Genomic DNA, 23,976 nt, shown 5'->3' with positions numbered 1-23,976 from the left:
TCGCTTTTGGGGTTTGCTTCCGCGAAACACACTGTTATGATGCGCGCCGTTGGAGAGATGCCAGAGTGGCCGAATGGGACGGATTCGAAATCCGTTGTACCTTCACCGGTACCTAGGGTTCGAATCCCTATCTCTCCGCCATTACATAGAAAAAGCCCCGTAGCTGAACAAGCTGCGGGGCTTTTTTGTTTTCGGGCTTTCAGGTCTTCTACTCGCTCAAACGTTCGCCCGCTATACGATAAGCCTGCTCGCGTTCCCGCTTACCGATGGCCACCACAACCACAGTGATTTCCTGATCGATCACTTGATAAACCAGCCTGTAACCGCTGCTACGTAGCTTGATTTTGTAGCAGTCGGGCAGGTTGTGCAGGCGATTAGCTTCAACACGTGGGTTGTTCAGAATTTCCACTAGCTTCTTCTTGAGCTGCTGACGAAGGGTGTCGCCGAGCTTTTGCCACTCCTTCAATGCTCGCGCATCGAAATCAAGGCTATAGGTCATCTATAGAAACCTTTACCCGTTGAGGAGATGCCAATCGTTCCCGAACGATGGCCATCAACGCTTCATCTTCCTCGGTCATCAGAACAGGCTTGAACGGCAGTTGGCCGCGATCCGCTACGTATTGCAGGGCCTGGCGCATCAGTTCTGAAGGCGTAACGCCGAGCTTTTCCAATTCGAGATAGGCGCGCGCTTTCAGGTCGTCATCGATACGGATACTTATAGACGCCATGGGATAGACTCTCATGTAATGACATTGGTCATTACATTGAATCAAGAGGGGCCTATTGGCAAGCCCGCCGGGATGTATGGCGTTCGCATACTCCCGTGTTACCGCATCACAATATCCATTTGTCATAGAAGCTCCTGAATCCGGTGTCAGCACACCAGCGATCTTTTTGAGGCTAGCTCAGGGGCTTGGGTACACAAGCTTCATTATGTGGACACTCATTACCGCGCGTTTTCAACAACTTGGTCTCCCATCGGATAGACCAGGCAAATGACGTCCAGTGTCTGAAACTAAAAAAGCCCGCTGAACTCAATGCTCAGCGGGCTTTTGGGTGATTGCTGTCTGATCAACCAGCCTGCACCACCAAGCTATTACTCACATTCCTCCCCAACACCAGCACCGTCACAAACCCAGCCCCCACCAGCGCCGTAGCCAAACTCAACAACACCGCGCTACCCATCTGATCGACAATCCGCCCGCCAAAGAACGAGCCCAGGGCAATAATCACCTGAAACAACGCGACAAACAGCGGCATGCCGCGCTCCACATCCTTGGGCGCTACGACAAACATCCAGATACTCGCGCAGGCCGGGAAGGCGCCGAAGGCGAAGCCCCAGAGTGCGATCAGCATCACGGCGCCGGTCATTTCGGTGGCGAAGTAGGGGAACAGGGCGGTGCTGGTGCCGATCATCAGCGCGACCAACAGCAGGGTGTGGCGCACGCTGCGGTTGGCGGCGAAACCGGCAAAGACGTTGCCCATCACCCCGGCCACACCATAAAGCAACAGCAGTGAGCCAATCGTCGGGCCGTCGAAGCCAGAGCTGTTTTTGAAGAACGGTGCGACATAGGTGTACGCCGCAAAGTGCGCCAGGCCGATCAGCAACACGGCGATCAAGCCGACCCGCGCTTGTGGGTTGATGAACAACGCCGGCAGGTCACGGATCTGAATGGCCTTTTCCGGTGTGAGCCGCGGCAGCAGGAATACCTGCGCCAGCAACACCGGCACGCCCACGAGCGCGGTGACCAGGAAGGTCATGCGCCAGCCCATCAGGCCACTGAGCCAGGTGCCTACGGGCACGCCGAGCACGGTGGCCAGGGTTACGCCCATCATGATGATCGAGGTCGCCTTCGCTACGCCGACGCCCTTGGGGGCCAGGCGCCCGCTGAGCGCAATGGCTGTCGCCCAGAAGCCGCCAATGCTGATGCCCAGCAGGACACGGCCGAACAGCAGCAGGCTGAAATCGCTGGCGTAGGCCACCACCGAGTTGGCGATGATCATGATCAGCGTCAAGCCGATCAGCAGGTAGCGGCGGTCCATCGCCCCAATGCTCACAGACAGCAGCGGGGCGGCGAGGGCGGCCATGATGCCGGGCAGTGTGACCATCAGGCCGGCATGACCGGCGCTGATGCCGAGGTCGCTGGCAACGTCGTTGAGTACGCCCACCGGCAGAAACTCGCTGGTCACCAGGGCGAAGGCACCCACGGCGACGGAGAGAATCGCCAGCCACTGCTGTTTGACGCTCTGTTGATTATGTTCAGGGCGGCCACTGGGGACCTGGCTGACGCTTGGCATGGTGTTGGGTTCCATAGGGGAATGTCGCTTGAAATCAAGCGAGGCGAGGGCAGGGAAAGTGGAGGCGATTATATGAACCGGTTCTGGCAATCACACAGGCGACCGTTTCGATAATAACCATCAGTGCAATCGATTCGACGCCCCTATGGGATAATTTCGTCTTTCGTACATCCTTTCCGTACGTTGCCTACAGGCAGCGTGTTGCGGCTCTCGCGCTGGCTGCCTATCTTGGTTTCGAGGAATTTTCAGGTAGGAAATCCCACACCGCAAAGGACATGCATCATGAGCAAAAACACGAAAAAAACTTCCGGCACGATGGCTACGTTGGCCGCTGAAACCCTGAATAATCCAAATGCCTGCGCGATCGCCAAAAGCCTTGCCGCCTCAGCGTTGGCACAGAGCAGAACGGATAAGCAGACCAGCGCCGAGATGGAGGAAAAGGCCGGCAAAGCGCTTCAAAGCGATAAATACAGTGAGCAGACCAAATCCCTGGCTGCTTCGGTGCTCTCCCAAGCCAATAAAGAACGCGCAAACTGAGCGCCTGACGCCGCGATGACATAGAACGGCCCCGTAGCTGAACCCGCTACGGGGCTTTTCCGTTTGCCGACTTGCAAAAAATTTAACGTCTCACCGAATAACTTCTCCCGCTGCGGTGTTCACCCCACAGACCACCCAGGGAACGCCCCATGAACACACCTTCCGATCGCTATGACCGCCTGACCCGCACCTTCCACTGGCTGACCGCTGCCGTGGTGATCTTCATGTTTGCCAGTGCACATATCTGGGAAAACCTCGAAAAGGGCACACCGCTGCGCAAGGGCCTGCAATCGGTGCATATCTCGCTCGGTATCGCGATGGCACTGCTGATCATCCTGCGGATTGTGTGGCGTGTGTTTGGCGGCAATCGCCTGAAGGCCGACAGTCACCCGGCGCTTAACCTGCTGGCGAAAATGGCGCATGGTTGCCTTTACCTGTTGCTGGTGTCGCAAATTGTATTGGGGTTCCTGTTTCGCTGGGCTCAAGGTGAACCCTTCAATTTTTTCGGACTGTTCCCCATTCCCGCGCCCTTTGTGATTGACCACGAATGGCGCGGCACTTTGGGTGGCCTGCATAACAATGTGGCCTGGGCGATCATTCTGCTGGCGGGCCTGCATGCTGGCGCTGCGCTCTGGCATCACTACGTGCTGCGCGACGGCACGTTGCGCAGCATGCTGGCGGGTTCACGCAATGCGTTTCAAAAATGATGTTTCCTCCCTGACGTTACGGAGCATGACAACCATGAAGAATCGCCACGAACACCCCATCACTTACCGCACTGCGTTGTTCTTTGGTGCGTGCCTGGCCGCCGCTTTGCTCGCAGGCCAAGCCCACGCCTCCGGGGATGAATCGGCACCGCCCAAACCGAACTGCCCCAAAGGCCAGGTGTGGGACACCAAGACCGGAAAATGCGTGCTGCAAACCAGCAAAGCCACCTCCGACGCCGACCGCACCGATTACGCCTACCGCCTGGCAAAAGATGGGCGCTACGACGAGGCGCTGGCCCTGCTCGACACCCTGCAAAACCCGAACACCGCCAAGGCCCTCAACTACCGTGGTTACGCCACGCGCAAACTGGGGCGTACCGACGAAGGCATCGGTTACTACCTGCAGTCAGTTGCGCTCGACCCCAACTACGCCCAAGTGCGCGAGTACCTGGGTGAGGCCTACGTGATCAAGGGCCGCGTCGACCTGGCACAAGAGCAACTGGTGAAAATCAAAGCCTTGTGCAGCACCACCTGCGAAGAATACGAAGACCTGGCCGAAGCCATCGCCGCTGCGCCCCAGGCGTGAAACCGATGAGTGAACCAGCAGGGGGCGGCTATCACCATAGAGGCTGAGTTTCGTCGCGAGTTGGGCCTGTTATTGCCGCGTTTATGGCGATATGGGTGGGTGTTGTCGCGGCACAAGCATGTGGCTGAAGATCTGGTGCAAGCCACCTGCGTACGCGCACTCGAGCGTGCCGGGCAATTCACAGCCGGCACGCGGTTGGATCGCTGGCTGCTGTCGATCATGCATTCCATCTGGCTCAACGAACTGCGCTCGCAACGGGTGCGCCAGGGGCAAGGGTTTGTCGATGCGGAGCAGGCATTGTCGTTCGATGGCGAGCGCCAGGCGCAGGATCAGGTATTGGTTGCGCAAGTGATCAAGCGCGTTAATGGGTTGCCCGAAGCGCAGCGGGAAACGGTGTTTCTGGCGTATGTCGAAGGGCTTTCCTACAAGGAAATTGCCGAGCTACTGCATATCCCGGTGGGGACCGTGATGAGCCGGTTGGCGGCCGCTCGTGTGAAGCTTGCAGAGACCGCACCTGCAAAAGCCCAGCCGGAAAAATCCAGTGGAGAACGGCGATGATTCAGACTAACGCACCGTCCGATGAGCTCTTGGTGGCTTATCTGGATGGCGAACTGGATGCTGAACAGCGTCAGCTTATTGCCGATCAGCTAAAGGCAACCCCCTCTATGGCCGCGCGCCTGGATGAATTGCAGTGCGCTGATTTGCCCTTCAAGGCCGCATTTGACGCGATGTTGGACGAAGCACCCACCGAACGCTTGAACGCGATGCTCAAAGCCCTGCCACCTGCGCAAGCACCAGCCATGAGTCGACGGCGTTTCCTGGCTGTGGCGGCGAGTTTTGCTGTGGCGGGTGTGGCCGCCGACCGCCTGTATATGAGCTGGCCACGAGCAGAGTCCGGCCAAGGTTGGCGTGCCTCGGTGGCTGAGTACATGGCGCTGTACACGCCTGAAACCCTGGAAAACCTTAATGCTGATCCAGCCTCTCATGCCGCCCAACTTAGCTCAGTGGGCGCGCAACTGGGCCTGCCGTTATCCCCTGACGTCGTGAACTTGCCCGGTGCCGAGTTCCGGCGCGCGCAAATTCTCGACTATGACGGCGTCTTGATTGGCCAACTGACTTACCTGGACCCGCGCCACGGCCCATTGGCGCTGTGCATCACCGCCAGTAAAAGGGGCACGCAGCCCGCCGCTACCGAGCAGCGCCGAGGCATGAACGTGGTGTATTGGGCCAACCCGTCCCATGGTTTCATGCTGATTGGTCGAAATTCTTTCGAGGCATTGCAGGTCATGGCCAGCAGCGTCGAGCGCAGGCTGCCCGCCTGATCTCAGTGGGTTGTCAGCGCTTGCAACGCTCGCCAGCGCGCCGGCGTGGTGCCTTCCCAGGCGCGAAAGGCCCGATAAAACGAGTTGGTGTCTTCATAGCCCAGCAGGCAAGCAATCTCTTCGATTTCGATGGTCGGCTCGGTCAGCAGGTGGCGCACAACTTCCTGGCGCGTTTCCAGCATGAGTTGGCGAAAACTACTGCCCTCTTCGGTAATGCGCCGCTGCAACGTGCGCTCGCTCATGCCCATTTCGCGCGCCACCTCGACCATCTCCGGGCGACCGCTGGCGAGAATGCGCTTGAGGGTGCTTTTGACCTGGTGGCTGATCGAGGCCGGCGCAGTTGCTTCGGCCAATGCCGCAGTCAGTGCCGGGCTCAGCATTTCCAGCAGCTCAGGGTTGTGACTGGAAAAGGGCCGTTCTAAATCGGCAGCGTCGAACACCAGCGCGTTACGCTGCGCGCCGAACCGTACGGCACAGCCGAAAAAATCCGCCAGCGCAGTATTGCCGCTTTGTGGACGGGCCAATTCAACACTGCGCGGCGTGATATGCACCCCGGAGCCGCGGCGTCCCAACTCAGTAAACGTCGCAAATGCCGCGTCGATCAATAACGTTGGCGGGTGCTGCTGGCTACGCAGCCAATCGACGGTGACTGTGCAGCTAGCGCCATCTTCGCTCACCTGCACGCGCTCGGGCGTGCACAGTTGCTTGAAGCGGGCGAGCCGGTGCAGGCCGTCCCGAAAGTCGCGGGCTATAAACGCTGCAAAGCTGGGCGGGGGCAGTGTGGCGCTGTCCATTTGGGTGACCATCAGCAGGCCGGCCGCTGGGTCGGGGTTGAGTACGCCAATGGCTTGCCACAGACGAAAGAATTCTTCGGTACTGACTTGGCGGCGGTCCCGACGCTCATGAAGATTGAGCGTCACAGGCAGCCGTGCCTGACGCAACACCGCCGAGGGCTCCAGCCCAATCGTCCTCAGGGCTTGCCAGAAAACGTCGGGGATATTGAAACGGCTTTGGCGTGCGTCAGACATGGGCCACCTTTGTTTGTTTAATCCGAGGCCGACACACTCAGGTCATGCCATTTTTCGTCGGAGGCTGCCAGGTCTGCCGCCGCCCGTGCTGCGTACTGCACGGCATCGCTACCGATCAGCAAGCGCAGCGGCGCGTCTTTGTTCAGGGCCAGCCCAAGCACGATCTCGGCCACGCGCTCCGGGCCAGTCGGCAGAATGCCAGGAACGTTGAGCAGCTCAACCAGCGCGCCGACGCTTTGCTGGTAGGGCTCGCTGATCGGTGGGATCGTCATCGACGCGCCCGACCAATCCGTGCGCATGCCACCGGGCTCCAACACGGTCACTTGAACGCCCAGCGGGTTTACCTCCTGCGCCAGGACGGTTGAAAACCCGCCGACCGCCCATTTCGCACTCTGGTACGCCGCCAGGCCGGCCATGCCAATACGCCCGCCCAACGACGATACCTGAAAGATATGCCCGTTGCCCTGGGCGCGCAGGATCGGCACCACGGCCTTGCTCACATGCACCACGCCGTAAAAGTTAGTGTCGATCTGCGCTGAAAAATCCTCCAGGGTCACATCCTCGACCGACGCCAGGTCACCATAACCCGCATTGTTGACCACCACATCCAAGCGACCAAAATGCGCCACTGCCGCGTCAACCGCCTCTATGACCTGCAGGTTATTGGTCACATCCAACTGCAGTGGGTAAACCGCATCACCGTATTCGGCGACCAGCGCATCCAATTGGCGAGGGTTGCGTGCAGTGGCAACCACACGATCACCCGCGCGCAAGGCCGCCTCGGTGATGGCGCGGCCAAGGCCACGGGAACTGCCGGTGATAAACCAGATCTTGGACATGTGAACACCTCTTCGTGTGCAACGGCTGATACAGCCAGTGAACGAAGGATGGTCGAATGGTGTTTTTCAGGCACTAGCGGGAAGGCGCCAAGTGACTTGCAAAAGGCGCCAATTTAGCTCGTCAGAAATCTTCTAAATCCGCAAAGCTGATACGTCCCAAAATCCACGGCGTCACCAGATCGTTATGCACTGTCCGTAGAAACGCTCCCCACTCGGCGCGACTGTGCGCATCCGGGCCCATGATCGTGAGCAACAGGTAACTGTCACAGTAATCGTCATAGGCGTAAACAAGCCAAAAGTCGTTGTCTGGATCATTCAAGGTGGTCGTGCGGTAATACTGGCGTTTGATCTTGGCCCACCGGGCTTGCGTCCGAGCTGTGCCAGCCAGGTGGATATGATGCATATCGCTTAGGTCGAGACGCTCATCTCGGCCAAAGATGGAGGGAAGTTCGCCGCACACTTTATAGTTGTAAAAGTGCGCAGCGAAATTTTCCCAATGGTTGATCTGTTGGAACACTGGGGAGATTTTGACCGCGGGCATTCAATCCTACTTGGAGATTGGAAGCTTGCCGCTGATCACATAGGTGTCGAAGACTTTCTGGCCATCACGCGCGGCTTGCCGTACATCGAGGAAAGTCAGCTCTGCGCTGACGACCTTTTTGCGTGGTTTGTCGACTTTTTTGGTGGTGGCCATCGGAGCCTCCGAGGGATGTGTGTTCATGGCGTCCAGCTTATGTGAATAGTGATGACTGATCAAACCGCGCCTCATTGCACGGGTTCACAGGACTCTATGCGTTGCCTCGATACAGGTTCAAGGGCTTCGCTGAAAGAGCCGTCTGGTAGCTACGTAAGACGAATCTCTAAGTGCATCAGCACGTGCTTTTACTCTGCCAACCGCCCAGACAACCGCTCGATAAACACCGTTTCCGCCCGACTCATCTTCTGCTCCCGATTCCACAGAAGATGAATATCCACATCGGCAATCCCTTCATCCGGCGGTAGCCGCCACAGCAGCCCATTCTTCACATCCTCGGCCACCACGTGAATCGGCAGGCAGCCCAAACCGTAGCCGGCAATCACCAGCCGGCGTACTTCCTCCAGGCTCGATGACGATGCCACGATCCGCCCGCTGAAGCCTTGCTGGTCACGAAAGATCGTCAGCGGCGACAGCATCCCGCCAATCTGGTCGCTGGTGAAACTGACGAAGTTTTCCGACTGCAAATCGCCCTCGGCCAGGCCGCTGCGGCCGAACAGCCCGTGGTGTTTGCCGCAAAAGAACGCATAACGCTGGCGCAGGAACAGGTGCTGTTCCAGGCGTGGTTGCGGCCGGCGATTCAGGCTCAGGCCCAGGGTTGCGGTTTTTTCCAGCAGGGCGGCGACGATGTCGGAGCCGCGCATCACCTCAACCTCCAGATCCACCCGCGGGTGCTCGCGGTGGAAGTCGGCGAGGAAGTCGTCGAAGGTGTCCGAGTTGATACGGCTGATCATCAGCAGGCGCACTTTGCCGAGCACTTCATCGCCGGGTTTTTGCAGGGCGTTGCTCATCTGCGACACCTGCCCGTACATCTCGCCGGCGATGGCGAAGATCTGTTCGCCGGCTTCAGTCAGCACGAAGCGCGGGCCACGGCGGGCGATGAGTTGGCAGCCGAGCTGTTCTTCCAGGCGCTTGAGCGCCTGGCTGATCGCCGGTTGGGTCAGGTGCAGGCGCGCGGCAGCGCGGCTGATGCTCAGTTCCTGGCCGATAACACGGAAAGTACGCAGCAGATTCCAGTCCAATCGGTCGTTGAGCAGTGGGTGAACATCGCGGCGGAATTCGGGCATGGCGCAGCTCGATAATAAGCAGGATTTATAATCGGAATAATAAATAGAAAATTGACTAATCATAGCCCCGGGACGATAAATCACCCTTAACAAGCGCCATCAGAGCGCATGCGTTTGACTTTCTCCTGCCAAAAAAATAACCAAAGGAGCCCGCCCCATGAAGCCTTCCGCTTCGCCGCAGCCGCGCCGTGCTGCGGCCGCCGCTTTTATCGGCACCATGATCGAGTGGTACGACTTTTACATCTACGCCACCGCTGCCGCGCTGGTGTTCGGCCAACTGTTTTTCCCTTCCGACGACAAGCTGTTCAGCACCATGGCCGCGTTCGGCACCTTCGCCGTGGGCTTTTTCGCGCGACCGCTGGGCGGCATCGTGTTCGGGCATATCGGTGACCGCATCGGCCGCAAGAAATCCCTCGTGATCACCTTGGTGATGATGGGCGTGGTCACCGTGTGCATCGGCCTGTTGCCCACTTACGCGCAGATCGGCGTTGCGGCGCCGGTGCTGTTGGTCTTGCTGCGCGTGGTGCAAGGCATTGCCGTTGGCGGCGAGTGGGGCGGGGCGGTGTTGATGGCCGGCGAGCATGCGCCGAAGGGCCGTCGCAACTTCTTTGCGTCGTTTGCGCAATTGGGTAGCCCGGCCGGTTTGATCCTCTCGCTGCTGGCGTTCAGCGCGGTCACGCGGTTGCCGGAAGAGGACCTGCTCAGTTGGGGCTGGCGCCTGCCGTTCCTGGCCAGCGCTTTGTTGTTGATCGTCGGCTTGGCGATTCGCCTGGGCGTCAACGAATCACCTGAGTTCCTCGAAGACAAAGCCATCGCCGAGAAGGCGCGGGCGATCAAGAAAGACCAGGCGCCAGTGATCGAAGTGCTGAGAACCGCCTGGCGCCCGCTGTTGCTGTGCATCGGCGCCAACACGCTGGGCATTGCTGGCGTGTATTTCACCAACACCTTCATGATTGCCTACAGCACTCAGCAACTGGGCCTGCCGCGCTCGCTGATTCTGGAGTGCCTGTTCTTCGTCGCCATCATTCAATTCTGCGTGCAGCCACTGGCTGCCTGGGTCGCCGAAAAAGTCGGGGCCACGCGTTTTCTGTGCGCCATGACCCTACTGGCGATGGCCTCGCCTTATCCGATGTTCGTGTTGGTCAGCAGCGGCCAGGCGCCGTTGATCATCCTCGGTATCGCGCTGGCGGTGGTGTGCATGGCCTCGTTTTATGCGGTGATCGCCGGGTTTGTCAGCGGCCTGTTTGAAACCCGCGTGCGCTACACCGCGATCTCCCTGGCCTACCAGGTGTGCGGTGCACTGGCCGGTGGCCTGACGCCGTTGATCGGCACCTGGCTGGCCCACGAATACCAGGGCCAATGGTGGCCGATGGCAGTGTTTTACAGCCTGATCGCGGCGACCTCGCTGGTGTGCGTACTGGCGTTGTCACGCCGCCACGCCACGGCCCACCGCCTTGAAATGGCCCATAGCGTTTGATGGAGACTGCGTAATGTTGAAAATTAATGGCCAACGCCTGTGGGCCAGCCTGATGGCCATGGCCGAGATCGGCGCCACATCACGTGGCGGCAGTTGCCGCCTGGCCTTGAGTGCCGAAGACAAAGCAGGTCGTGAACTGTTCAGCCATTGGTGCAAGGCTGCCGGGCTGAGCCTGAGCGTGGATGCCATCGGCAACCTGTTTGCCCGGCGGGCTGGCACCGATGGCGACGCCGCGCCCGTCATGATGGGCAGCCACCTCGACACCCAGCCGGAAGGCGGGCGCTTTGATGGTGTCTACGGTGTATTGGCCAGCCTGGAAGTGATCCGCAGCCTCGACGACCAAGGCATTCAAACCCGTAAACCGTTGGAAATTGCCGTGTGGACCAACGAGGAGGGCGCGCGTTTCACCCCGGCCATGCTCGGCTCGGCGGTGTTCACCGGCAGCCTGGCGCTGGACAAGGCGCTCGCGACCGTCGATGTCGACGGTATCAGTGTGGCCGAGGCGTTGCGCACCACGGGCTATAACGGCGAACGCCCGTTGGGTGGCACGGTGGATGCGTATTTCGAAGCCCATATCGAGCAAGGCCCGATCCTTGAAGACAACGCCAACAGCATCGGCGTGGTCACCGGCGGCCAGGCGATTCGCTGGCTCGACGTGCGGGTCGAAGGCATGGCTGCACATGCCGGCACCACACCGATGCCACTGCGCAAAGATGCCCTGTATGGCGCGGCAAAAATGATCCAGGCGCTGGAAAACCTCGCCACCGATTTCGCCCCCGAAGGCCTGACCACCGTCGGTGAGCTGAGCATCACCAAGTCGTCGCGCAACACCATTCCGGGGTTGCTGACGTTCACTGTCGACCTGCGTCATCACCGCGACGCCGACATCGAAGCCATGGAGCAACAAGTGCGCGCGCGGCTGCAGGCCATTGCCGAAAAGCGCGGCTTGACGGTCAGCATCAGCCCGCATTGGATCAGCCCGGCTACGCCGTTCGATGCCGAGTGTGTCGCTTGCGTGCAGGCGTCGGTGGATGCCTTGGGCTACAGCCAGCAACGCATTGTCAGCGGTGCCGGTCACGATGCCATTCACCTGGCGCGGTACTGCCCGACCGCGATGATTTTCATCCCGTGTGTGGGTGGCCTCAGCCATAACGAAGCCGAAGACGTATTGCCCGAGGATGTGCGCCAAGGCACCGACGTATTGCTTAACGCTGTGCTCATGCGCGCCGGCCACAGCCAATAACGACTCACCTCTAAAGCCTGACAGGGATCAAATGTGGGAGCTGGCTTGCCTGCGATAGCGGTATTTCAGACAGACCAGCTCCCACAGGTTCGGTGTTTACCCAGGAGCCTCACATGCGTACGTTTTTCCACCCAGAACAACTGTTGCATCACCCGCGCAGCTACTACTCCCGCGGCCAGATGCGCACGCCGCAGGAAGTCCCCGAGCGCGCGCGCAACTTGCTATTAGCCGCGCAGACCCTGGGCTTCGAGATTCAGCTACCTGCTGACTACGGCCTCGAGCCATTGCTTGCAGTACATGGCGCGCCCTACCTGGCGTTCCTTGAGGAAGCGCACCAACGCTGGAAGGAAATCCCCGAAGACTGGGGCGACGAAGTCATGTCGAACATCTTCGTGCGCGAGCCCAATGCCCTGCGCGGCATCCTCGCCCAGGCTGCACGCTACCTGGCGGATGGCAGTTGCCCGGTGGGCGAACTGACGTGGCGTTCAGCCTATTGGTCGGCGCAAAGTGCGGTGGCCGCCGCCCAAGACATCCTCGCTGGCGCGCCTGCCGCCTACGCGCTGTGCCGCCCGCCGGGCCATCACGCCCGTCACGAGGCGGCAGGCGGTTTTTGCTACCTCAACAATGCGGCGGTGGCGGCGCAGGTCTTGCGTGAGGGTTTCCAGCGTGTCGCCGTTCTCGACACCGACATGCACCACGGCCAGGGCATCCAGGAGATTTTCTACGCGCGTGACGACGTGTTGTATGTGTCGATCCATGGCGACCCAACCAACTTCTACCCCGGCGTGGCAGGCTTTGCCGACGAACGCGGCGTGGCTGGCGGTGAAGGCTTTAACCTCAACCTGCCGATGGCCCATGGCGCCAGCGAAGCGGTGTTCTTCGAAAAACTCGAATCGGCCTTGTCGGCGGTGAAGCAGTTCTCAGCGGATGTGCTGGTGTTGTCCTTGGGGTTCGACATCTACGAGCTGGACCCGCAAAGCAAAGTGGCGGTGACGCGCGAAGGGTTCGCGCGCTTGGGCGAGTGCATCCGGCAATTGGGATTGCCCTGTGTGATCGTGCAAGAGGGCGGGTATCACCTGGAGACACTGGACAGCAATGCGCAGGCGTTTTTTGACGGTCCCAAGGCGTGGGCACGATAGGCGGGCGCCAACCTCTGCTGTTCGGCCCTTCTGCGTGTTGGGTCAATGCTTCACGTCGTCGCTGGCAATTGCCAGCGACTTACCCACCAGTTTCAGCACTCGGTTACGGCCACCTTCTGCCAGTAAGTAAGTACCGTCTCCTGTGCGCACAATCGACTGCGGCGCCTTCAAGAACGACAAGATCGTTTGTTGCTGCCCGTGTTTATCGATCAACAGCAACCGCGCCCGATGCGTCGAGTCTTCATTGACCCACAACCCACGTTCATCACACATCAAGAAGGTCGGCTTGTTCAGGCCCGACAGCACCACCGGATCGCTGCCGTCATCCGTCAGCTCACGCACCACACCCTTTTTCTTTTCCGTGTAGAGCATTCGCCCATCGGTACAGCGTGTGATGGACTCGCCTTCGTGCAGTTGGTCACGCAGTACGGTGAGTGACTGGTCGCTCCAGCGATAGCGCAGCAGGCGTCCTGAATGGCTGCGGTCTTCAATGGCATAGAGGTAGTCGCCTTCATCCCACAGGCCTTGCACGTTTTCGCCTTTGAACAATTGGGTGACCACGCCGTCCTTGAGAAAGCTGACGGGGGCGTTGCCGGTTTCCTGGCTGAACACCCAGCCGCCCCGCGTGGCCAACATCCCGTCGGGTTTGGACAGGTTGCCGAGCACGACGTCGCGCGTTCCATCCAGCCGGATGTGCACGATGCTGCCCAGCCCGTCCTTGAGTTCCTCGGTGACCATCAACGAGCCGTCAGCCATGGGCATCAACGACGCGGCCTTGGCTACATCGGTGTGCAAAACCTGATAACTCCACGAATCGGCGGCGCGCACCGGGTAAAAACTTTGCCAGGCAAAAAAGCCCAGGGTGGCGGTGCACAGCAGGCCGAGCGCCCACGATGCGAGGCGCAGGGGCCGATAGTGCTTATTGGGTTGAGTCATTGTTCGGTGCCGGTTGCGGATTGCAAGGCCGGTCACGGTACCAAGCCTGGCACCCCACGGCATCCTGCAATTTAGCCGGGGCGGCCTGCGTGTCCCCCCTTACTGGGTGCCTGGCAGGCCGTCCAGCCCGCGGCGGATCTTCTCCAGCAACTCGTCGATATGGAACGGTTTGGAGATCAGGTCCATGCCTTCCCCCAGGAAGCTTTGGCGATTCGCCGCGTTTTCCGCATACCCGGTCATGAACAGAATCGGCAGCGTGGGGCGCAGGCCTCGGGCGACATCGGCCAATTCCCGCCCGGTCATGTAAGGCAGGCCCACGTCAGTAAGCATCAGGTCGATGCTGGTGTCCTGGTGCAGGGCGGCCATCGCCTCATCACCGTCGGCCGCCACGCTGCAGCGGTAACCGGCGTCGACCAGCACCTCGGCGACGAAGCTGCGCACCGAGGGCATGTCCTCGACGATCAGCACGTGTTCGCCGCTGCTGAGCCCAGGCGCTGCAACAGGCTTGGTGGTTATGCTCGCCGGGCCCGAGGCAGCGGGCAACATGATGGTGACCTCGGTGCCCTGGCGGGTGACGCTGCGGATCTGTGCGTCGCCGCCGGACTGGCGCGCAAAGCCGTAGATGGTCGACAGCCCCAGCCCGGTGCCCTGGCCCAGCGGCTTGGTGGTGAAGAAAGGGTCGAACACCTTGTCGATCACACTGTGTTCGATGCCCACGCCGTTATCGCGCACAGAGAGGGCGATGTAGGCGCCGTTTTCTAGTTTCAGGTTGCCGTTGGAGTAAGCAGGGTAGGTGGTCACCCAGATATCGCCGCCCTTGGGCAGCGCATCGCGGGCATTGATGACTAGGTTCAGCACTGCGCTTTCCAGTTGGATGGGATCAACCAGCGCCACGGCCGGGTGGGTCGTCAGCTCGAGTTTGAGCGCGATGTGTTCACCGATCGTGCGCACCAGCAGCTCTTCCAGTGAGCGGATGTGCGCATTGATATCCACCGGGCGCGTGTCCAGAGGCTGCTGGCGGGCAAACGCGAGCAGGCGGTTGGTCAGGCCGGCGGCGCTCAGGGCCGAGCTCAATGCGGCATCGGCATAAGCCTTGACCTTCTCGGTTTGCTGAGTGTCGAGGCGTTTTTTGATCAGCTCAAGGCTGGTGATAATCCCGGTCAGCAGGTTGTTGAAGTCGTGGGCGATGCCGCCGGTGAGTTTGCCCAGCGCGTCCATCTTCTGTGCCTGCAGCAACTGCGCCTCGGTGCGCGCCAGCTGCGTGGTGGCGTTGGTCAGCTCGGCCAGCTGATGGCGCTCGCGATGGCGATGCTCGGTGACGTCTTCGACAAACACCAGGCTCAGTTCGGCCCGGCGATAAGGCGAGATTTGCCACTCGGTTTCGCGCACCTGGCCGTCGACTTGCATTTGCAAGGTGCCTTTCCAGCGCTCTCCCGCGGCGAGACGCAGGCACAACTCCTGGATGACGGCGTGCTGATCGCTGGCAAAGCATTCGAGCAAGGCGTCAGGGTTCAGGTTGTCCTGGATCAGTTGGGCGAACGCGTGGTTGCATTCATGCACCTTCAACTGCGGGTCCATGACGGCTATCGGCGCGCTGATGTTGAAGAAGATTTCGCGAAAGCGCGCCTCGCTCTCGCGCAAGGCGTATTCGGTATCACGCACGCGCAGCAAGGTGCGCAGGGTCGCCAGCAGCACGTCCGGGTCCACCGGGTGGATCAGGTAGGCATCGGCGCCGGCGTCCAGGCCGGTGATGATGTCGCCCGTTTCGATGGACGCAGCCGAGACATGCACCACCGGTAGCAGGGCGGTCGCCGGGTCGGCGCGCAGCGCGCGCACGATGTCGAAGCCACTCATGTCCGGCAGATTGACGTCGAGGATGAGCCCGTCGATCTTTTTGCTCGCGATCAGGTCCAGGCCCTCTTGGCCGGTGCCGGCTTCGAGCACGCGGTAGTGATGGCTTTCCAGGCGCCGGCGCAGGGCATAGCGGGTGGCGGCGTTGTCGTCGACGATCAGCAGTTGGATATCACGACTCATCGACAGGCCCGCCCGCGATAGACAGAGGAATGATCACAAAGAACATCGACCCAACGCCTGGGGCGCTTTGCACCCCGACCCGGCCACCGAGCAGCTCGGCAAAGCGCTTGCACAGCGAGAGCCCCAGGCCGGTGCCGCGCAGGCGCTTTTGCAGCGGTGAGTCGATCTGGGAAAAGTCTTCGAACAGGTTGCTGTGCAGCTCGGCAGGAATGCCCAGGCCAGTGTCCTGCACCGCAAAGCGGATCTCGTGCGCGCTTTCCATGCGTGCCGACACGCGCACCTCACCTTGCAAGGTGAACTTCAAGGCATTGGAGATAAAGTTGCGCAGGATCTGCGCCAGCTTCTTGTCATCGGTGTAGAGCTTGGGCAAGCCCGAGGGCTCTTCAAAGATGAGGTCCACCGAGGATGCGTCGACGATCGGGCGGAACATCCCGCGCAATGCCGAGAACAGGTCGAACATGTCAAACCAGGCAGGCGAAATGGTAATGCGCCCGGCCTCGATCTTGGCCAGGTCCAGCAGGTCGTCCACCATCTCCCGCAGCTCGCGCGCCGAGCTGCGGATAAAGCCAACCTGGGTCTGCTGCTCGGGGCTCAAGGGGCCGTCGAGTTCATCGGCAAGTAGGCTGGTGATGCTCAGGATCGAGCCCAGGGGCGTGCGGAATTCATGACTCATGTACGACAGGAAGCGGCTTTTCAGGTCTGATGCCTGACGCAACTGATCGGCCTGCATATCCAGTTCGGCATACAGTGCCAGCACACCCTGGTTGGTCTCATCCAACTCGGTACGCAAGGCGTCGGCTTCCTGGTGCAGGCGTTGCACTTGCTCGGTGAGCGAAGCAATGGTGTCAGCCATCAATGGCCTCCAGGGCAATCACGAAGACGGTAACGTCATCCCGGCCGCGACAGAAATCACGGTGAAGGATGGCGGCGATCAGGGCGGGGTGGCGGTGGCAAAGCCCGGGATAGTCCGCAAGGTTCCAGCGTGACTGCAGCCCGTCGCTGTAAAGGATCAGCAGTTGGCCGCTGACCTGAGCGTAGTCGAAGGGTTGTGCCTTGCGAAACTGCACGCCGACGATGCCCGGGTGGGACGCCAGCCCACGCGACTTGCCGAAGTCAATCAGGCTGGCGCCGATATTGCCCACGCCGGTGAAACGCAGCCGGTCAGCCACGGCGTCGTATTGCGCCACGGCCACTGCGCCGCCCCGGGTGCCGTTCATGCCGATATGCATGTCGTTGAGCAGCGTGGCCGAGTCCTGGAAGGGGTCTTGGGCGAACATCTCTTCACCCGCGCGCGCCGCGCGTTCGGCTTCGCTGCCATGGCCCAGGCCGTCGGCAACCATCACGCTGAACCGGCCCGCTTCGATTGCCAGGTGCCAGGCGTCGCCGCACGCCGGATCGTTGTGCAAGGAATGCTGGCTGACGCCATAGCGGATATCCCGCGCGTTCGAGGCGCGTGGGTAGAGCCGCGCCAACATCGCCGTGCCCCGCTGATCGGCATGCACATCAAAGACCTGGGCCACGCGCGCGATGGCGCCCATGCCGATGCCTTGCGTGCCGCCCGTGGAGAACCCATCCACCAGGCAGCTTTCCAGGTCGAAGCCCTGGCCACGGTCGACGGCGATCATTTCGACGCCCTGGTTGCCCGTGGCGCGCAGGTGCAGCTCGCCATGGGCGGCATGCTTGAGGATGTTGCTGGCAAGTTCGGTCGCCACCAGGGCCACGCGCCCGGCGTCGGTTTCATCAAAACCCAGCAACTCGGCAAGCTGCTGGGCACTGCGCCGGGCATAGCCGATTTGGCTGACATCTTCGATCAAAAGCACTTGGGTCAAAGCGCTGGGAATATTCAGGTCCATCGGGTGATCGTCACGCGTGTGCCCTTGCCGGGTGCGGTGTCCAGTTCAAACTCGTCCACCAGGCGCCTGGCGCCGGTCAGGCCCAGGCCCAGGCCGCTGCCGGAGGTCCAGCCGTCGGTCAAGGCCAGCTTGAGGTCAGGGATGCCGGGGCCTTCATCGCGAAAGGTCAGGCGCAGGCCGGGGCGATGGTCTTTTTCGACGACGCTCCAATCCATGTAGCCGCCGCCGCCGTAGACCACGGTGTTGCGCGCCAGCTCACTGACGGCCGTGACCAGCTTGGTCAGGTCGATCAGGCGCATGCCGCAGTCCTGGGCCAGCCTGCGTACTAATTGTCTGGCCAGCACAACGTCCTGTTCGATCAGCACGGGATGCGTGCCGCTGCTGGCTTGGCTCATAAGTGTTCTACCCGATCACGCAGCAGTTTCATGCCGCGCTCGACGTTCAATGCGGTCGCCACGCCGGGCAGGGTCATGCCCAGTTCCACCAGGGTAATGGCCACCGCCGGCTGCATGCCCACCAGCACGGTCTGCGCGTCCATGATGCGCGACAGGCCGGAAATGGTGCCGATCATGCGCCCGATAAACGAGTCCACCATGTCCAGCGCCGAAATGTCGATCAGCACGCCGCGCGCCGACGTGCGGCTGATGCGTTCGGACAGGTCGTCCTGCAGCGTCATGGCCAACTGGTCGTGCATGTCGACCTGAATGGTCACGAGCAAAAACTCGCCCATCTGCAAAATAGGGATGCGTTCCATGCTTAGACAGCCTTGCTGATGGTGACGCCCAGGCGTTTGAGCGCCAGCGCCAGGGCATCCGCCAGGTTGGCTTTGGTCACCACGCCTTGCAGGTCCAGACCCAGGTGCACGATGGTCTGGGCAATTTGTGGGCGCACGCCGCTGATGATGCAGTCGGCACCCATCAGGCGGATGGCGGTGACTGTTTTCAGCAAGTGCTGGGCCACCAGGGTGTCGACGGTCGGCACGCCGGTGATGTCGATGATGGCGATTTCCGAGCCGGTGTCGACGATGCGTTGAAGCAGCGACTCCATAACCACCTGGGTGCGTTGCGAGTCCAGGGTGCCAATCATCGGCAGGGCCAGCACGCCGTCCCACAGCTTCACCACGGGGGTGGACAACTCCAGCAATTCTTCCTGCTGGCGTTTGATGACCGACTCACGGGACTTCTGGAAGGTGCGGATGGTGTGCATGCCCAGCGAATCCAGCAGTTCGGAAACTTCCCATAGTTGCTCGGCCAGTTGCGCCGGTTGTTCGGCGTACTCACGTTGCAGCAAGGTGAACACTGGGCCTTTAAGGGCGAAAATGAAGCTGGCGGTTTGTTGCGAATCCTGGCCGATCAAGGCGCGGCTGTGCGACAGCTTTTCCAGGAAGACCCGGGTTTCGGCCCAGTTTTCATGGCTTATTTGCTGTGAGCCGCTTTGCAGGAGCGCGTCGATCAGCAGATTAAGAAAGTCGCCAGCTTGCTGTTTGACGTCATCACCCTTGACGTTTCGCGTGGCTCCCGAAGCCTCGAGGCTCGTAATCCATTCGGTCAGCAGGGCAGGGCGTTGGGCTTGCAGCGCCTGGATTGTATGAGCTTGAAGAGTTGCCACGAGAGTCTCCTTGAACGGCTTTGGTTGTTCGCGTGCAATTTATACTAAGTTGGGTTGTTTTAAATTGTTTCGTGGATTTTTCGTGTTGAAATCCCACTGTATTGCTGACTTTCATCGTGGGTATCCAAGCCAATCGGTTCCCTTGCTTGAACACTGTCAGTATCGACAGCTGTCTCACGGGTTTTATCCATCTTAATTGCGAGTGGCGCCGGTAAGGCGTCATACGCAGTGAACGTAGCAGGTCGTCGCGGTGCGGGCGCACATAACGCGCTTATATCACTGGCTTCATCGTTTTAGCCGGGTTATCAATTCAAACCCGTGCAGGCACACATGGCGCCCCCTCACCACCCGTACGATAATGCCCCCCAAATCGACCACACTGGCCTCTTCCCGTGATCATCAACTTCGACCTCAACGACCTCCAAGCCTTCCGCGCCGTGGTAGACAAGGGCAGTTTTCGCGGCGCCGCCGAGGCCATCCGTATCTCGCAACCGGCGTTGAGCCGGCGTATCGAAAAGCTCGAGTCGGCGCTGGATGTGAAGCTGTTCGAACGCACCACGCGCCGCGTCAGCCTGACCATGGTCGGGCGGGCGTTCCTGCCACAGGTGGAGCGCATGCTCGACGACCTCGACGTCGCCTTGATGGGCATCAGTAACGTCGCGTCCACGCGCATGGGCAACGTCACGATTGCCTGCGTGCCGTCCACCGCTTACTACTTCATGCCCCACGTAATCTCCGAGTTTCACAAGCTGTACCCGAAGATTCGCCTGCGGGTGCTGGACGCCAGCGCCGGTGAGGTGTGCAACGCAGTGGAAAGTGGCGAGGCGGATTTCGGCGTGAGTTTCAGCGGCAGCCTGGCCGATGAGGTGGAGTTCGAATTGCTGTTGCAGGAGCGCTACGTGCTGGCCTGTCGCCGCGACCATCCACTGGCCGAGCGTGAGAGCGTGACCTGGGCCGAGGCCTATGAGCACGACTACATCACCGTGGACAAAACTTCGGGCAACCGCTTCCTGCTGGACCAGGCGCTGCGCGGCGTGCGGGTGAAAAAACCAAGTATCTGCGAGACCCACCACGTGACCACGATGATCGGGCTGGTGGAGGCAGGGTTGGGCGTGGCGATGGTGCCGTCGATTGCGATGCCGGCGTGCACGCACCCGATTCTGGTGAGTGTGCCGCTGGTGGAGCCGCAGGTGATGCGCAATGTGGGCTTGATCAAGCGCCGCGGGCGGACGTTGCCGCCGGCGGCGCTGGAGTTGGAGCGGTTGGTGCGGGAGATGCCGTTTCGGTCAGTGTGACACCGAGTCCAAGCCGGTGGATTGCACCACCGGTTGTGCCTCTGGCGAGGCCAGGAACTGCAACAGCGCTTTAGCCTGGGCCGGGTGTTCGGCGTTGACCGGAATGCCCGCCGCAAAGCGGGTGACCGATTGCACGTCTTCCGGGATCTTGCCGACGTAAGTCACGCCCGGCACCGGCAACAATTCCGCCACCTGCTGCAGGCCCACTTCGTAGTGACCCTTGGCGACCTGTTCGGCAACCGGGATGCGTTCGATCATCGTGCCCTTGGCCGGCATGCCGAGCTTCTTGAACAGCTCTTTCTCGACATACACGCCGCTGGCACTGTCCGAATACGCCACGGACTTGGCCTGGCTCAGCACCGCCTTCAACTCGGCATCGGTGCCGATGGCCGGTTTGGCTGCGCCTTCTTTCACCACCAGGCCGATCCGCGAATCCGCCAGTTCCACCCGCGAGGCCTTGTCGACCTTGCCCTGTTTGATCAAGTCATCCAGGGCGTAGCCGACCATGATCACCACGTCGGCGTGTTCGCCACGGGCGAGGCGGTTGGGAATGGCTTCCGGCGCCTTGCCCATCGACGGGCCGAGGATGGTCTCGAGGGTGTCGCCGCTCTGCTTGGCGTACTGCGGGCCGAGCAGTTTATAAGCGGCGGTGAAGCCTCCGGAAGTCATCACTTTGAGCTCTTCGGCCTGGGCCGTCAGCGCCAGGGCGCCGAGGGCCAGGGCCGTCAGGGTTTTGTACAGTTGCTTCATCACACAGCCCCCTGCATCACCTGCCCACGGGTGTTGGCGCGACGGTACAACGCCAGTGTCGAGCACAGCGCACACAGCGCGGCAAACATCATCCAGTAGGCCGGCGAGGCCTTGTCTTCGGTGACGTGAATGAACCACGTGGAGATAGCCGGGGTGAAACCGCCGAAGATCGCGGTCGCCAGGCTATACGCCAGCGAGAAGCCGGCCACACGTACTTCCACCGGCATGATTTCGGTCAGCGCCGGGATCATCGCGCCGTTGTACATGCCGTAGAGGAAGGAGAACCACAGCAGGGTTTCCAGCATATGGCCGAAGCTCGGCGCGTTGACCACGAACGACAGCGCCGGGTAGGCGGTGATCACGGTCAGGGCGGTCATCACCACCAGCACCGGTTTGCGGCCAAAACGGTCGCTCAGGGTGCCGCCGATCGGCAGCCAGATAAAGTTCGACACGGCCACCAGCAACGTCACCAGCAAGGCGTCCGAGGTGCTCAGTTGCAGCACGGTTTTGCCGAAAGTCGGTGCGTACACGGTAATCAGGTAGAACGCGGTGGTGGTCATGGCCACCATCAACATGCCGCCGATCACCACGGTCCAGTTTTTCACCAGGGTCGCCAGCACTTCGCGCATGGTTGGGCGATGTTTGCGGTTGGCGAACTCTTCGGTTTCCTGCAGGTTACGTCGCAGTACGAAGATGAACGGGATGATGATGCAACCGATGGCGAACGGAATGCGCCAGCCCCAATCGGCAACCACGGCCGGTTGCATCCACACGTTCAAGCCATAACCCAGCGCGGCGGCAACCACGATGGAGATCTGTTGGCTGCCCGACTGCCAACTGGTGTAGAAGCCCTTGCGGCCCGGGGTGGCCATTTCGGACAGGTAAACCGACACACCGCCCAGTTCCGCGCCGGCCGAGAAGCCTTGCAGCAAGCGGCCCAGCAGTACGAGCAGAGGTGCCCACAGGCCGATGGTCTGGTAACCCGGCACCAGCACGATCAGCAGCGTGCCGCTGGCCATGATCGACAGCGTCACGATCAACCCTTTGCGGCGACCGACGTCATCGATGTAGGCACCCAAAATGATCGCGCCCAGCGGTCGCATCAGGAAGCCTGCACCGAACACGGCGAAGGTCATCATTAATGACGCAAACTCATTAGCGGCGGGGAAGAACGCGGCGGCAATGTAGGTGGCGTAGAAGCCGAACAGAAAGAAGTCGAACTGTTCAAGGAAGTTGCCCGAAGTAACGCGGAATACCGCACCAACTTTCGAGCGGGCAGAATCGGGCCGGGAAGGGCTAGTCATGGTTTTGTGTCTCCAGCGTTCTTTTTAAAGTGCTTGTTTCGCTTAAGACCGCGGATAGTGGCTGACACATTTAGAAATGATAAGTGAGTAATTTGGATGTATTGATGCGTCGTGGCTATCAATCGCCAGGCGCGGCCAAAATCCCGACCCTGTTCTATGCTTGAAGGTGTGACCAATTCTTACGGATGGGAGGTGGCAATGGCTGACGAACACAAGCACTCGGATGAGCGCGAACAGGAGCGAGCTCGGCGGCAGCGAGAAGCGGAAAAACCGCAGATCTGGAAACATCCGGACGACGGCACGGAGCTTTCCGAGCGAGATCAGGAGCGGCCGCTCAAACCCTGAATAGCCAGACGATGATGATCAAAATGTGGGAGCTGGCTTGCCTGCGATGGCTTTGTATCAGTCACAGATGGGCTGATTGCTAGGCCGCCATCGCAGGCAAGCCAGCTCCCACATTCCCAGCTCCCACATGAGTTTTCTATTCAGCCCACTATCGGCGTGCACAACTCCACTAATGTCCCATCCGGGCAGCGCACATAAGACACCACTTGCCCCCACGGCTTGGTACTTGGCGGCGCCAGCTCTGTCGCACCCAGTGCCAGCGCCTTGGCATGGGCAACAAGCACATCCTCAGTGACGAACCCCACCTCCATGCCCAGCGGTTTCCTGGAGGCATGCGCCTGCACGTGCCCACCGTCGAAATTCAGCTCGCCCAGTTCATGCGCCGCAAACGAGAGGGTGGTGTCACCGGTTTCCAACTCGCCGTAGGTGCCGGATTCATGCAGGAATCGGCGACTGAAGCCAAAGGCTTTTTCGAAGAAGGCCAGGGAGGCGGCCACGTCCGGTACATAGAGGATGGTGTAGGCGAATTTCATGATTAAGCAGTCCTTGCTGAAAAAGTAAGTGGTTTAAAAACAGCTCATGAAAGCAGCACGGAAATCGGAAAACCCTGGGCCAGTATCCAATAGGCCAAGGCCGCAGCCAGGCACAGGCCGATAAACACCCGCGTCAGTGTCCTGACGGTGGCATTGGCGATGAACCGGACAACCCAGAGACACAACCCGGCCACCACGATGGCCAAGGCGATAATGACCAGCACGATGGTGTTCCTGCGACCTTAAAGAGCTGATTTATAGTCCCAAAGCCGTGCGATGAACAGTGTTCACATAGACGCAGCCCCGTGGGCTTTCTAAACT

The 23,976-nt window shown here is 60.5% G+C and carries 29 protein-coding genes and 1 tRNA gene; 11 read left to right on the top strand and 19 right to left on the bottom strand.

The features are described 5' to 3' along the window. The first annotated feature begins 51 nt into the window (after nucleotides 1-51). Nucleotides 52-141, top strand: a tRNA-Ser gene (locus HX783_RS04765). A gap of 67 nt (nucleotides 142-208) precedes the next feature. Here the strand turns inward: HX783_RS04765 and HX783_RS04760 are convergent. The 3 genes from HX783_RS04760 to HX783_RS04750 form a co-directional block, all read right to left on the bottom strand. Continuing rightward, the gene (locus HX783_RS04760) at nucleotides 209-499 is read right to left on the bottom strand and encodes a type II toxin-antitoxin system RelE/ParE family toxin (protein ID WP_177016137.1); all 291 of its coding nucleotides are present in this window, start codon (nucleotides 497-499) and stop codon (nucleotides 209-211) included. Beyond that, entirely contained in the window at nucleotides 489-728 is a 240-nt protein-coding gene (locus tag HX783_RS04755) for a type II toxin-antitoxin system RelB/DinJ family antitoxin (protein ID WP_159954834.1), read from the bottom strand. Before HX783_RS04755 ends, HX783_RS04760 begins: the two co-directional genes overlap by 11 nt. A 343-nt stretch (nucleotides 729-1,071) precedes the next feature. Beyond that, nucleotides 1,072-2,298, bottom strand: a complete 1,227-nt coding sequence (locus tag HX783_RS04750) for an MFS transporter (RefSeq protein ID WP_177016136.1) — start codon at nucleotides 2,296-2,298, stop codon at nucleotides 1,072-1,074. Between the two features lie 282 nt (nucleotides 2,299-2,580). On the opposite strand from HX783_RS04750, the gene HX783_RS04745 reads away from it, so the two are divergent. The 5 genes from HX783_RS04745 (at nucleotide 2,581) to HX783_RS04725 (ending at nucleotide 5,450) form a co-directional block, all read left to right on the top strand. Next, on the top strand, nucleotides 2,581-2,835 hold the full coding sequence (locus HX783_RS04745) for a hypothetical protein (protein ID WP_177016135.1): 255 nt from the start codon (nucleotides 2,581-2,583) through the stop codon (nucleotides 2,833-2,835). A 149-nt stretch (nucleotides 2,836-2,984) separates the two neighbouring features. Continuing rightward, entirely contained in the window at nucleotides 2,985-3,542 is a 558-nt protein-coding gene (locus HX783_RS04740) for a cytochrome b (RefSeq protein ID WP_177016134.1), read from the top strand. A 34-nt stretch (nucleotides 3,543-3,576) separates the two neighbouring features. After that, nucleotides 3,577-4,128 (top strand): tetratricopeptide repeat protein, encoded by a 552-nt coding sequence (locus HX783_RS04735; protein WP_177016133.1) that lies wholly within the window; start codon nucleotides 3,577-3,579, stop codon nucleotides 4,126-4,128. A 60-nt stretch (nucleotides 4,129-4,188) separates the two neighbouring features. Then, complete coding sequence (locus tag HX783_RS04730) at nucleotides 4,189-4,686, top strand: RNA polymerase sigma factor (RefSeq protein WP_177016643.1); 498 nt, start codon at nucleotides 4,189-4,191, stop codon at nucleotides 4,684-4,686. Beyond that, the gene (locus HX783_RS04725; protein WP_177016132.1) at nucleotides 4,683-5,450 is read left to right on the top strand and encodes an anti-sigma factor; all 768 of its coding nucleotides are present in this window, start codon (nucleotides 4,683-4,685) and stop codon (nucleotides 5,448-5,450) included. The genes HX783_RS04730 and HX783_RS04725 overlap by 4 nt, the downstream gene beginning before the upstream one ends. A 2-nt stretch (nucleotides 5,451-5,452) precedes the next feature. Here the strand turns inward: HX783_RS04725 and HX783_RS04720 are convergent, their stop codons facing one another. The 5 genes from HX783_RS04720 to HX783_RS04700 form a co-directional block, all read right to left on the bottom strand. Next, complete coding sequence (locus tag HX783_RS04720) at nucleotides 5,453-6,478, bottom strand: AraC family transcriptional regulator (RefSeq protein WP_177016131.1); 1,026 nt, start codon at nucleotides 6,476-6,478, stop codon at nucleotides 5,453-5,455. A gap of 17 nt (nucleotides 6,479-6,495) precedes the next feature. Beyond that, nucleotides 6,496-7,317 carry an SDR family NAD(P)-dependent oxidoreductase gene (locus HX783_RS04715; RefSeq protein ID WP_177016130.1) on the bottom strand — a complete coding sequence of 274 codons (822 nt, stop codon included), beginning with the start codon at nucleotides 7,315-7,317 and terminating at the stop codon, nucleotides 6,496-6,498. Nucleotides 7,318-7,438: 121 nt separating this feature from the next. Beyond that, on the bottom strand, nucleotides 7,439-7,858 hold the full coding sequence (locus HX783_RS04710; RefSeq protein ID WP_177016129.1) for a type II toxin-antitoxin system YafO family toxin: 420 nt from the start codon (nucleotides 7,856-7,858) through the stop codon (nucleotides 7,439-7,441). 6 nt (nucleotides 7,859-7,864) lie between these two features. Further along, a complete protein-coding gene (locus HX783_RS04705; protein ID WP_177016128.1) occupies nucleotides 7,865-8,011 on the bottom strand; it encodes a hypothetical protein in 147 nt (48 codons plus the stop codon). 188 nt (nucleotides 8,012-8,199) lie between these two features. Beyond that, complete coding sequence (locus HX783_RS04700; protein WP_177016127.1) at nucleotides 8,200-9,138, bottom strand: LysR family transcriptional regulator; 939 nt, start codon at nucleotides 9,136-9,138, stop codon at nucleotides 8,200-8,202. 157 nt (nucleotides 9,139-9,295) lie between these two features. Here HX783_RS04700 and HX783_RS04695 point away from each other — a divergent pair, with 157 nt between their 5' ends. The 3 genes from HX783_RS04695 (at nucleotide 9,296) to HX783_RS04685 (ending at nucleotide 12,997) form a co-directional block, all read left to right on the top strand. After that, nucleotides 9,296-10,615, top strand: coding sequence for an MFS transporter (locus HX783_RS04695; RefSeq protein ID WP_177016126.1), 1,320 nt, complete (start codon nucleotides 9,296-9,298; stop codon nucleotides 10,613-10,615). A 13-nt stretch (nucleotides 10,616-10,628) separates the two neighbouring features. Next, a complete protein-coding gene (locus HX783_RS04690; RefSeq protein WP_177016125.1) occupies nucleotides 10,629-11,858 on the top strand; it encodes a Zn-dependent hydrolase in 1,230 nt (409 codons plus the stop codon). A 113-nt stretch (nucleotides 11,859-11,971) separates the two neighbouring features. After that, a complete protein-coding gene (locus HX783_RS04685) occupies nucleotides 11,972-12,997 on the top strand; it encodes a histone deacetylase family protein (RefSeq protein ID WP_177016124.1) in 1,026 nt (341 codons plus the stop codon). A 42-nt stretch (nucleotides 12,998-13,039) separates the two neighbouring features. Here HX783_RS04685 and HX783_RS04680 read toward each other — a convergent pair whose 3' ends face one another. From HX783_RS04680 to HX783_RS04650, 7 genes are all read right to left on the bottom strand, one after another. Beyond that, the gene (locus tag HX783_RS04680) at nucleotides 13,040-13,933 is read right to left on the bottom strand and encodes a hypothetical protein (protein ID WP_177016123.1); all 894 of its coding nucleotides are present in this window, start codon (nucleotides 13,931-13,933) and stop codon (nucleotides 13,040-13,042) included. A gap of 99 nt (nucleotides 13,934-14,032) precedes the next feature. Further along, nucleotides 14,033-15,967, bottom strand: coding sequence for a response regulator (locus HX783_RS04675; protein ID WP_177016122.1), 1,935 nt, complete (start codon nucleotides 15,965-15,967; stop codon nucleotides 14,033-14,035). Next, a complete protein-coding gene (locus HX783_RS04670; RefSeq protein WP_177016121.1) occupies nucleotides 15,957-16,820 on the bottom strand; it encodes a sensor histidine kinase KdpD in 864 nt (287 codons plus the stop codon). The genes HX783_RS04675 and HX783_RS04670 overlap by 11 nt, the downstream gene beginning before the upstream one ends. Next, complete coding sequence (locus HX783_RS04665) at nucleotides 16,813-17,820, bottom strand: ATP-binding protein (RefSeq protein WP_177016120.1); 1,008 nt, start codon at nucleotides 17,818-17,820, stop codon at nucleotides 16,813-16,815. Before HX783_RS04665 ends, HX783_RS04670 begins: the two co-directional genes overlap by 8 nt. After that, on the bottom strand, nucleotides 17,811-18,215 hold the full coding sequence (locus HX783_RS04660; protein ID WP_177016119.1) for an ATP-binding protein: 405 nt from the start codon (nucleotides 18,213-18,215) through the stop codon (nucleotides 17,811-17,813). The genes HX783_RS04665 and HX783_RS04660 overlap by 10 nt, the downstream gene beginning before the upstream one ends. Beyond that, on the bottom strand, nucleotides 18,212-18,574 hold the full coding sequence (locus HX783_RS04655; protein WP_106576990.1) for an STAS domain-containing protein: 363 nt from the start codon (nucleotides 18,572-18,574) through the stop codon (nucleotides 18,212-18,214). The genes HX783_RS04660 and HX783_RS04655 overlap by 4 nt, the downstream gene beginning before the upstream one ends. A gap of 2 nt (nucleotides 18,575-18,576) precedes the next feature. Beyond that, nucleotides 18,577-19,428 carry an STAS domain-containing protein gene (locus HX783_RS04650; protein ID WP_177016118.1) on the bottom strand — a complete coding sequence of 284 codons (852 nt, stop codon included), beginning with the start codon at nucleotides 19,426-19,428 and terminating at the stop codon, nucleotides 18,577-18,579. A 392-nt stretch (nucleotides 19,429-19,820) separates the two neighbouring features. Here HX783_RS04650 and HX783_RS04645 point away from each other — a divergent pair, with 392 nt between their 5' ends. Further along, the gene (locus HX783_RS04645; RefSeq protein ID WP_159954850.1) at nucleotides 19,821-20,723 is read left to right on the top strand and encodes a LysR family transcriptional regulator; all 903 of its coding nucleotides are present in this window, start codon (nucleotides 19,821-19,823) and stop codon (nucleotides 20,721-20,723) included. Here HX783_RS04645 and HX783_RS04640 read toward each other — a convergent pair. Both HX783_RS04640 and HX783_RS04635 read right to left on the bottom strand, forming a co-directional pair. Continuing rightward, nucleotides 20,715-21,473, bottom strand: a complete 759-nt coding sequence (locus tag HX783_RS04640) for a substrate-binding domain-containing protein (protein WP_177016117.1) — start codon at nucleotides 21,471-21,473, stop codon at nucleotides 20,715-20,717. The genes HX783_RS04645 and HX783_RS04640 overlap by 9 nt on opposite strands. Then, nucleotides 21,473-22,777: an MFS transporter gene (locus HX783_RS04635; protein WP_177016116.1), complete on the bottom strand. Its 1,305-nt coding sequence runs from the start codon at nucleotides 22,775-22,777 to the stop codon at nucleotides 21,473-21,475. The genes HX783_RS04640 and HX783_RS04635 overlap by 1 nt, the downstream gene beginning before the upstream one ends. A 198-nt stretch (nucleotides 22,778-22,975) precedes the next feature. On the opposite strand from HX783_RS04635, the gene HX783_RS04630 reads away from it, so the two are divergent. After that, nucleotides 22,976-23,122, top strand: a complete 147-nt coding sequence (locus tag HX783_RS04630; protein ID WP_177016115.1) for a hypothetical protein — start codon at nucleotides 22,976-22,978, stop codon at nucleotides 23,120-23,122. A 140-nt stretch (nucleotides 23,123-23,262) separates the two neighbouring features. Here HX783_RS04630 and HX783_RS04625 read toward each other — a convergent pair whose 3' ends face one another. Together HX783_RS04625 and HX783_RS04620 are read right to left on the bottom strand one after the other, a co-directional pair. Further along, nucleotides 23,263-23,655 carry a VOC family protein gene (locus tag HX783_RS04625; RefSeq protein WP_177016114.1) on the bottom strand — a complete coding sequence of 131 codons (393 nt, stop codon included), beginning with the start codon at nucleotides 23,653-23,655 and terminating at the stop codon, nucleotides 23,263-23,265. A 44-nt stretch (nucleotides 23,656-23,699) separates the two neighbouring features. Beyond that, a complete protein-coding gene (locus HX783_RS04620) occupies nucleotides 23,700-23,879 on the bottom strand; it encodes a hypothetical protein (protein WP_177016113.1) in 180 nt (59 codons plus the stop codon). Nucleotides 23,880-23,976: the final 97 nt, after the last annotated feature.

Origin of the sequence: Pseudomonas sp. D2002 (assembly GCF_013385735.1) — a bacterium.
In the GTDB taxonomy this organism is placed as follows: domain Bacteria; phylum Pseudomonadota; class Gammaproteobacteria; order Pseudomonadales; family Pseudomonadaceae; genus Aquipseudomonas.
The sequence above is the reverse complement of the archived record's forward strand: the minus strand, read 5'-3'. Positions and strand labels throughout refer to the sequence as shown.

Excerpts from the sequence above, each read along its gene's own strand:
- HX783_RS04705 (WP_177016128.1), bottom strand. The coding sequence starts at position 8,011 with ATGGCCACCACCAAAAAAGTCGACAAACCACGCAAAAAGGTCGTCAGC.
- HX783_RS04660 (WP_177016119.1), bottom strand. The coding sequence starts at position 18,215 with ATGAGCCAAGCCAGCAGCGGCACGCATCCCGTGCTGATCGAACAGGAC.
- HX783_RS04665 (WP_177016120.1), bottom strand. The coding sequence starts at position 17,820 with ATGGACCTGAATATTCCCAGCGCTTTGACCCAAGTGCTTTTGATCGAA.
- HX783_RS04725 (WP_177016132.1), top strand. The coding sequence starts at position 4,683 with ATGATTCAGACTAACGCACCGTCCGATGAGCTCTTGGTGGCTTATCTG.
- HX783_RS04735 (WP_177016133.1), top strand. The coding sequence starts at position 3,577 with ATGAAGAATCGCCACGAACACCCCATCACTTACCGCACTGCGTTGTTC.
- HX783_RS04640 (WP_177016117.1), bottom strand. The coding sequence starts at position 21,473 with ATGAAGCAACTGTACAAAACCCTGACGGCCCTGGCCCTCGGCGCCCTG.
- HX783_RS04710 (WP_177016129.1), bottom strand. The coding sequence starts at position 7,858 with ATGCCCGCGGTCAAAATCTCCCCAGTGTTCCAACAGATCAACCATTGG.
- HX783_RS04625 (WP_177016114.1), bottom strand. The coding sequence starts at position 23,655 with ATGAAATTCGCCTACACCATCCTCTATGTACCGGACGTGGCCGCCTCC.
- HX783_RS04700 (WP_177016127.1), bottom strand. The coding sequence starts at position 9,138 with ATGCCCGAATTCCGCCGCGATGTTCACCCACTGCTCAACGACCGATTG.
- HX783_RS04670 (WP_177016121.1), bottom strand. The coding sequence starts at position 16,820 with ATGGCTGACACCATTGCTTCGCTCACCGAGCAAGTGCAACGCCTGCAC.
- HX783_RS04745 (WP_177016135.1), top strand. The coding sequence starts at position 2,581 with ATGAGCAAAAACACGAAAAAAACTTCCGGCACGATGGCTACGTTGGCC.
- HX783_RS04675 (WP_177016122.1), bottom strand. The coding sequence starts at position 15,967 with ATGAGTCGTGATATCCAACTGCTGATCGTCGACGACAACGCCGCCACC.
- HX783_RS04690 (WP_177016125.1), top strand. The coding sequence starts at position 10,629 with ATGTTGAAAATTAATGGCCAACGCCTGTGGGCCAGCCTGATGGCCATG.
- HX783_RS04750 (WP_177016136.1), bottom strand. The coding sequence starts at position 2,298 with ATGCCAAGCGTCAGCCAGGTCCCCAGTGGCCGCCCTGAACATAATCAA.
- HX783_RS04630 (WP_177016115.1), top strand. The coding sequence starts at position 22,976 with ATGGCTGACGAACACAAGCACTCGGATGAGCGCGAACAGGAGCGAGCT.
- HX783_RS04760 (WP_177016137.1), bottom strand. The coding sequence starts at position 499 with ATGACCTATAGCCTTGATTTCGATGCGCGAGCATTGAAGGAGTGGCAA.
- HX783_RS04655 (WP_106576990.1), bottom strand. The coding sequence starts at position 18,574 with ATGGAACGCATCCCTATTTTGCAGATGGGCGAGTTTTTGCTCGTGACC.
- HX783_RS04680 (WP_177016123.1), bottom strand. The coding sequence starts at position 13,933 with ATGACTCAACCCAATAAGCACTATCGGCCCCTGCGCCTCGCATCGTGG.
- HX783_RS04715 (WP_177016130.1), bottom strand. The coding sequence starts at position 7,317 with ATGTCCAAGATCTGGTTTATCACCGGCAGTTCCCGTGGCCTTGGCCGC.
- HX783_RS04685 (WP_177016124.1), top strand. The coding sequence starts at position 11,972 with ATGCGTACGTTTTTCCACCCAGAACAACTGTTGCATCACCCGCGCAGC.
- HX783_RS04695 (WP_177016126.1), top strand. The coding sequence starts at position 9,296 with ATGAAGCCTTCCGCTTCGCCGCAGCCGCGCCGTGCTGCGGCCGCCGCT.
- HX783_RS04755 (WP_159954834.1), bottom strand. The coding sequence starts at position 728 with ATGGCGTCTATAAGTATCCGTATCGATGACGACCTGAAAGCGCGCGCC.
- HX783_RS04635 (WP_177016116.1), bottom strand. The coding sequence starts at position 22,777 with ATGACTAGCCCTTCCCGGCCCGATTCTGCCCGCTCGAAAGTTGGTGCG.
- HX783_RS04720 (WP_177016131.1), bottom strand. The coding sequence starts at position 6,478 with ATGTCTGACGCACGCCAAAGCCGTTTCAATATCCCCGACGTTTTCTGG.
- HX783_RS04740 (WP_177016134.1), top strand. The coding sequence starts at position 2,985 with ATGAACACACCTTCCGATCGCTATGACCGCCTGACCCGCACCTTCCAC.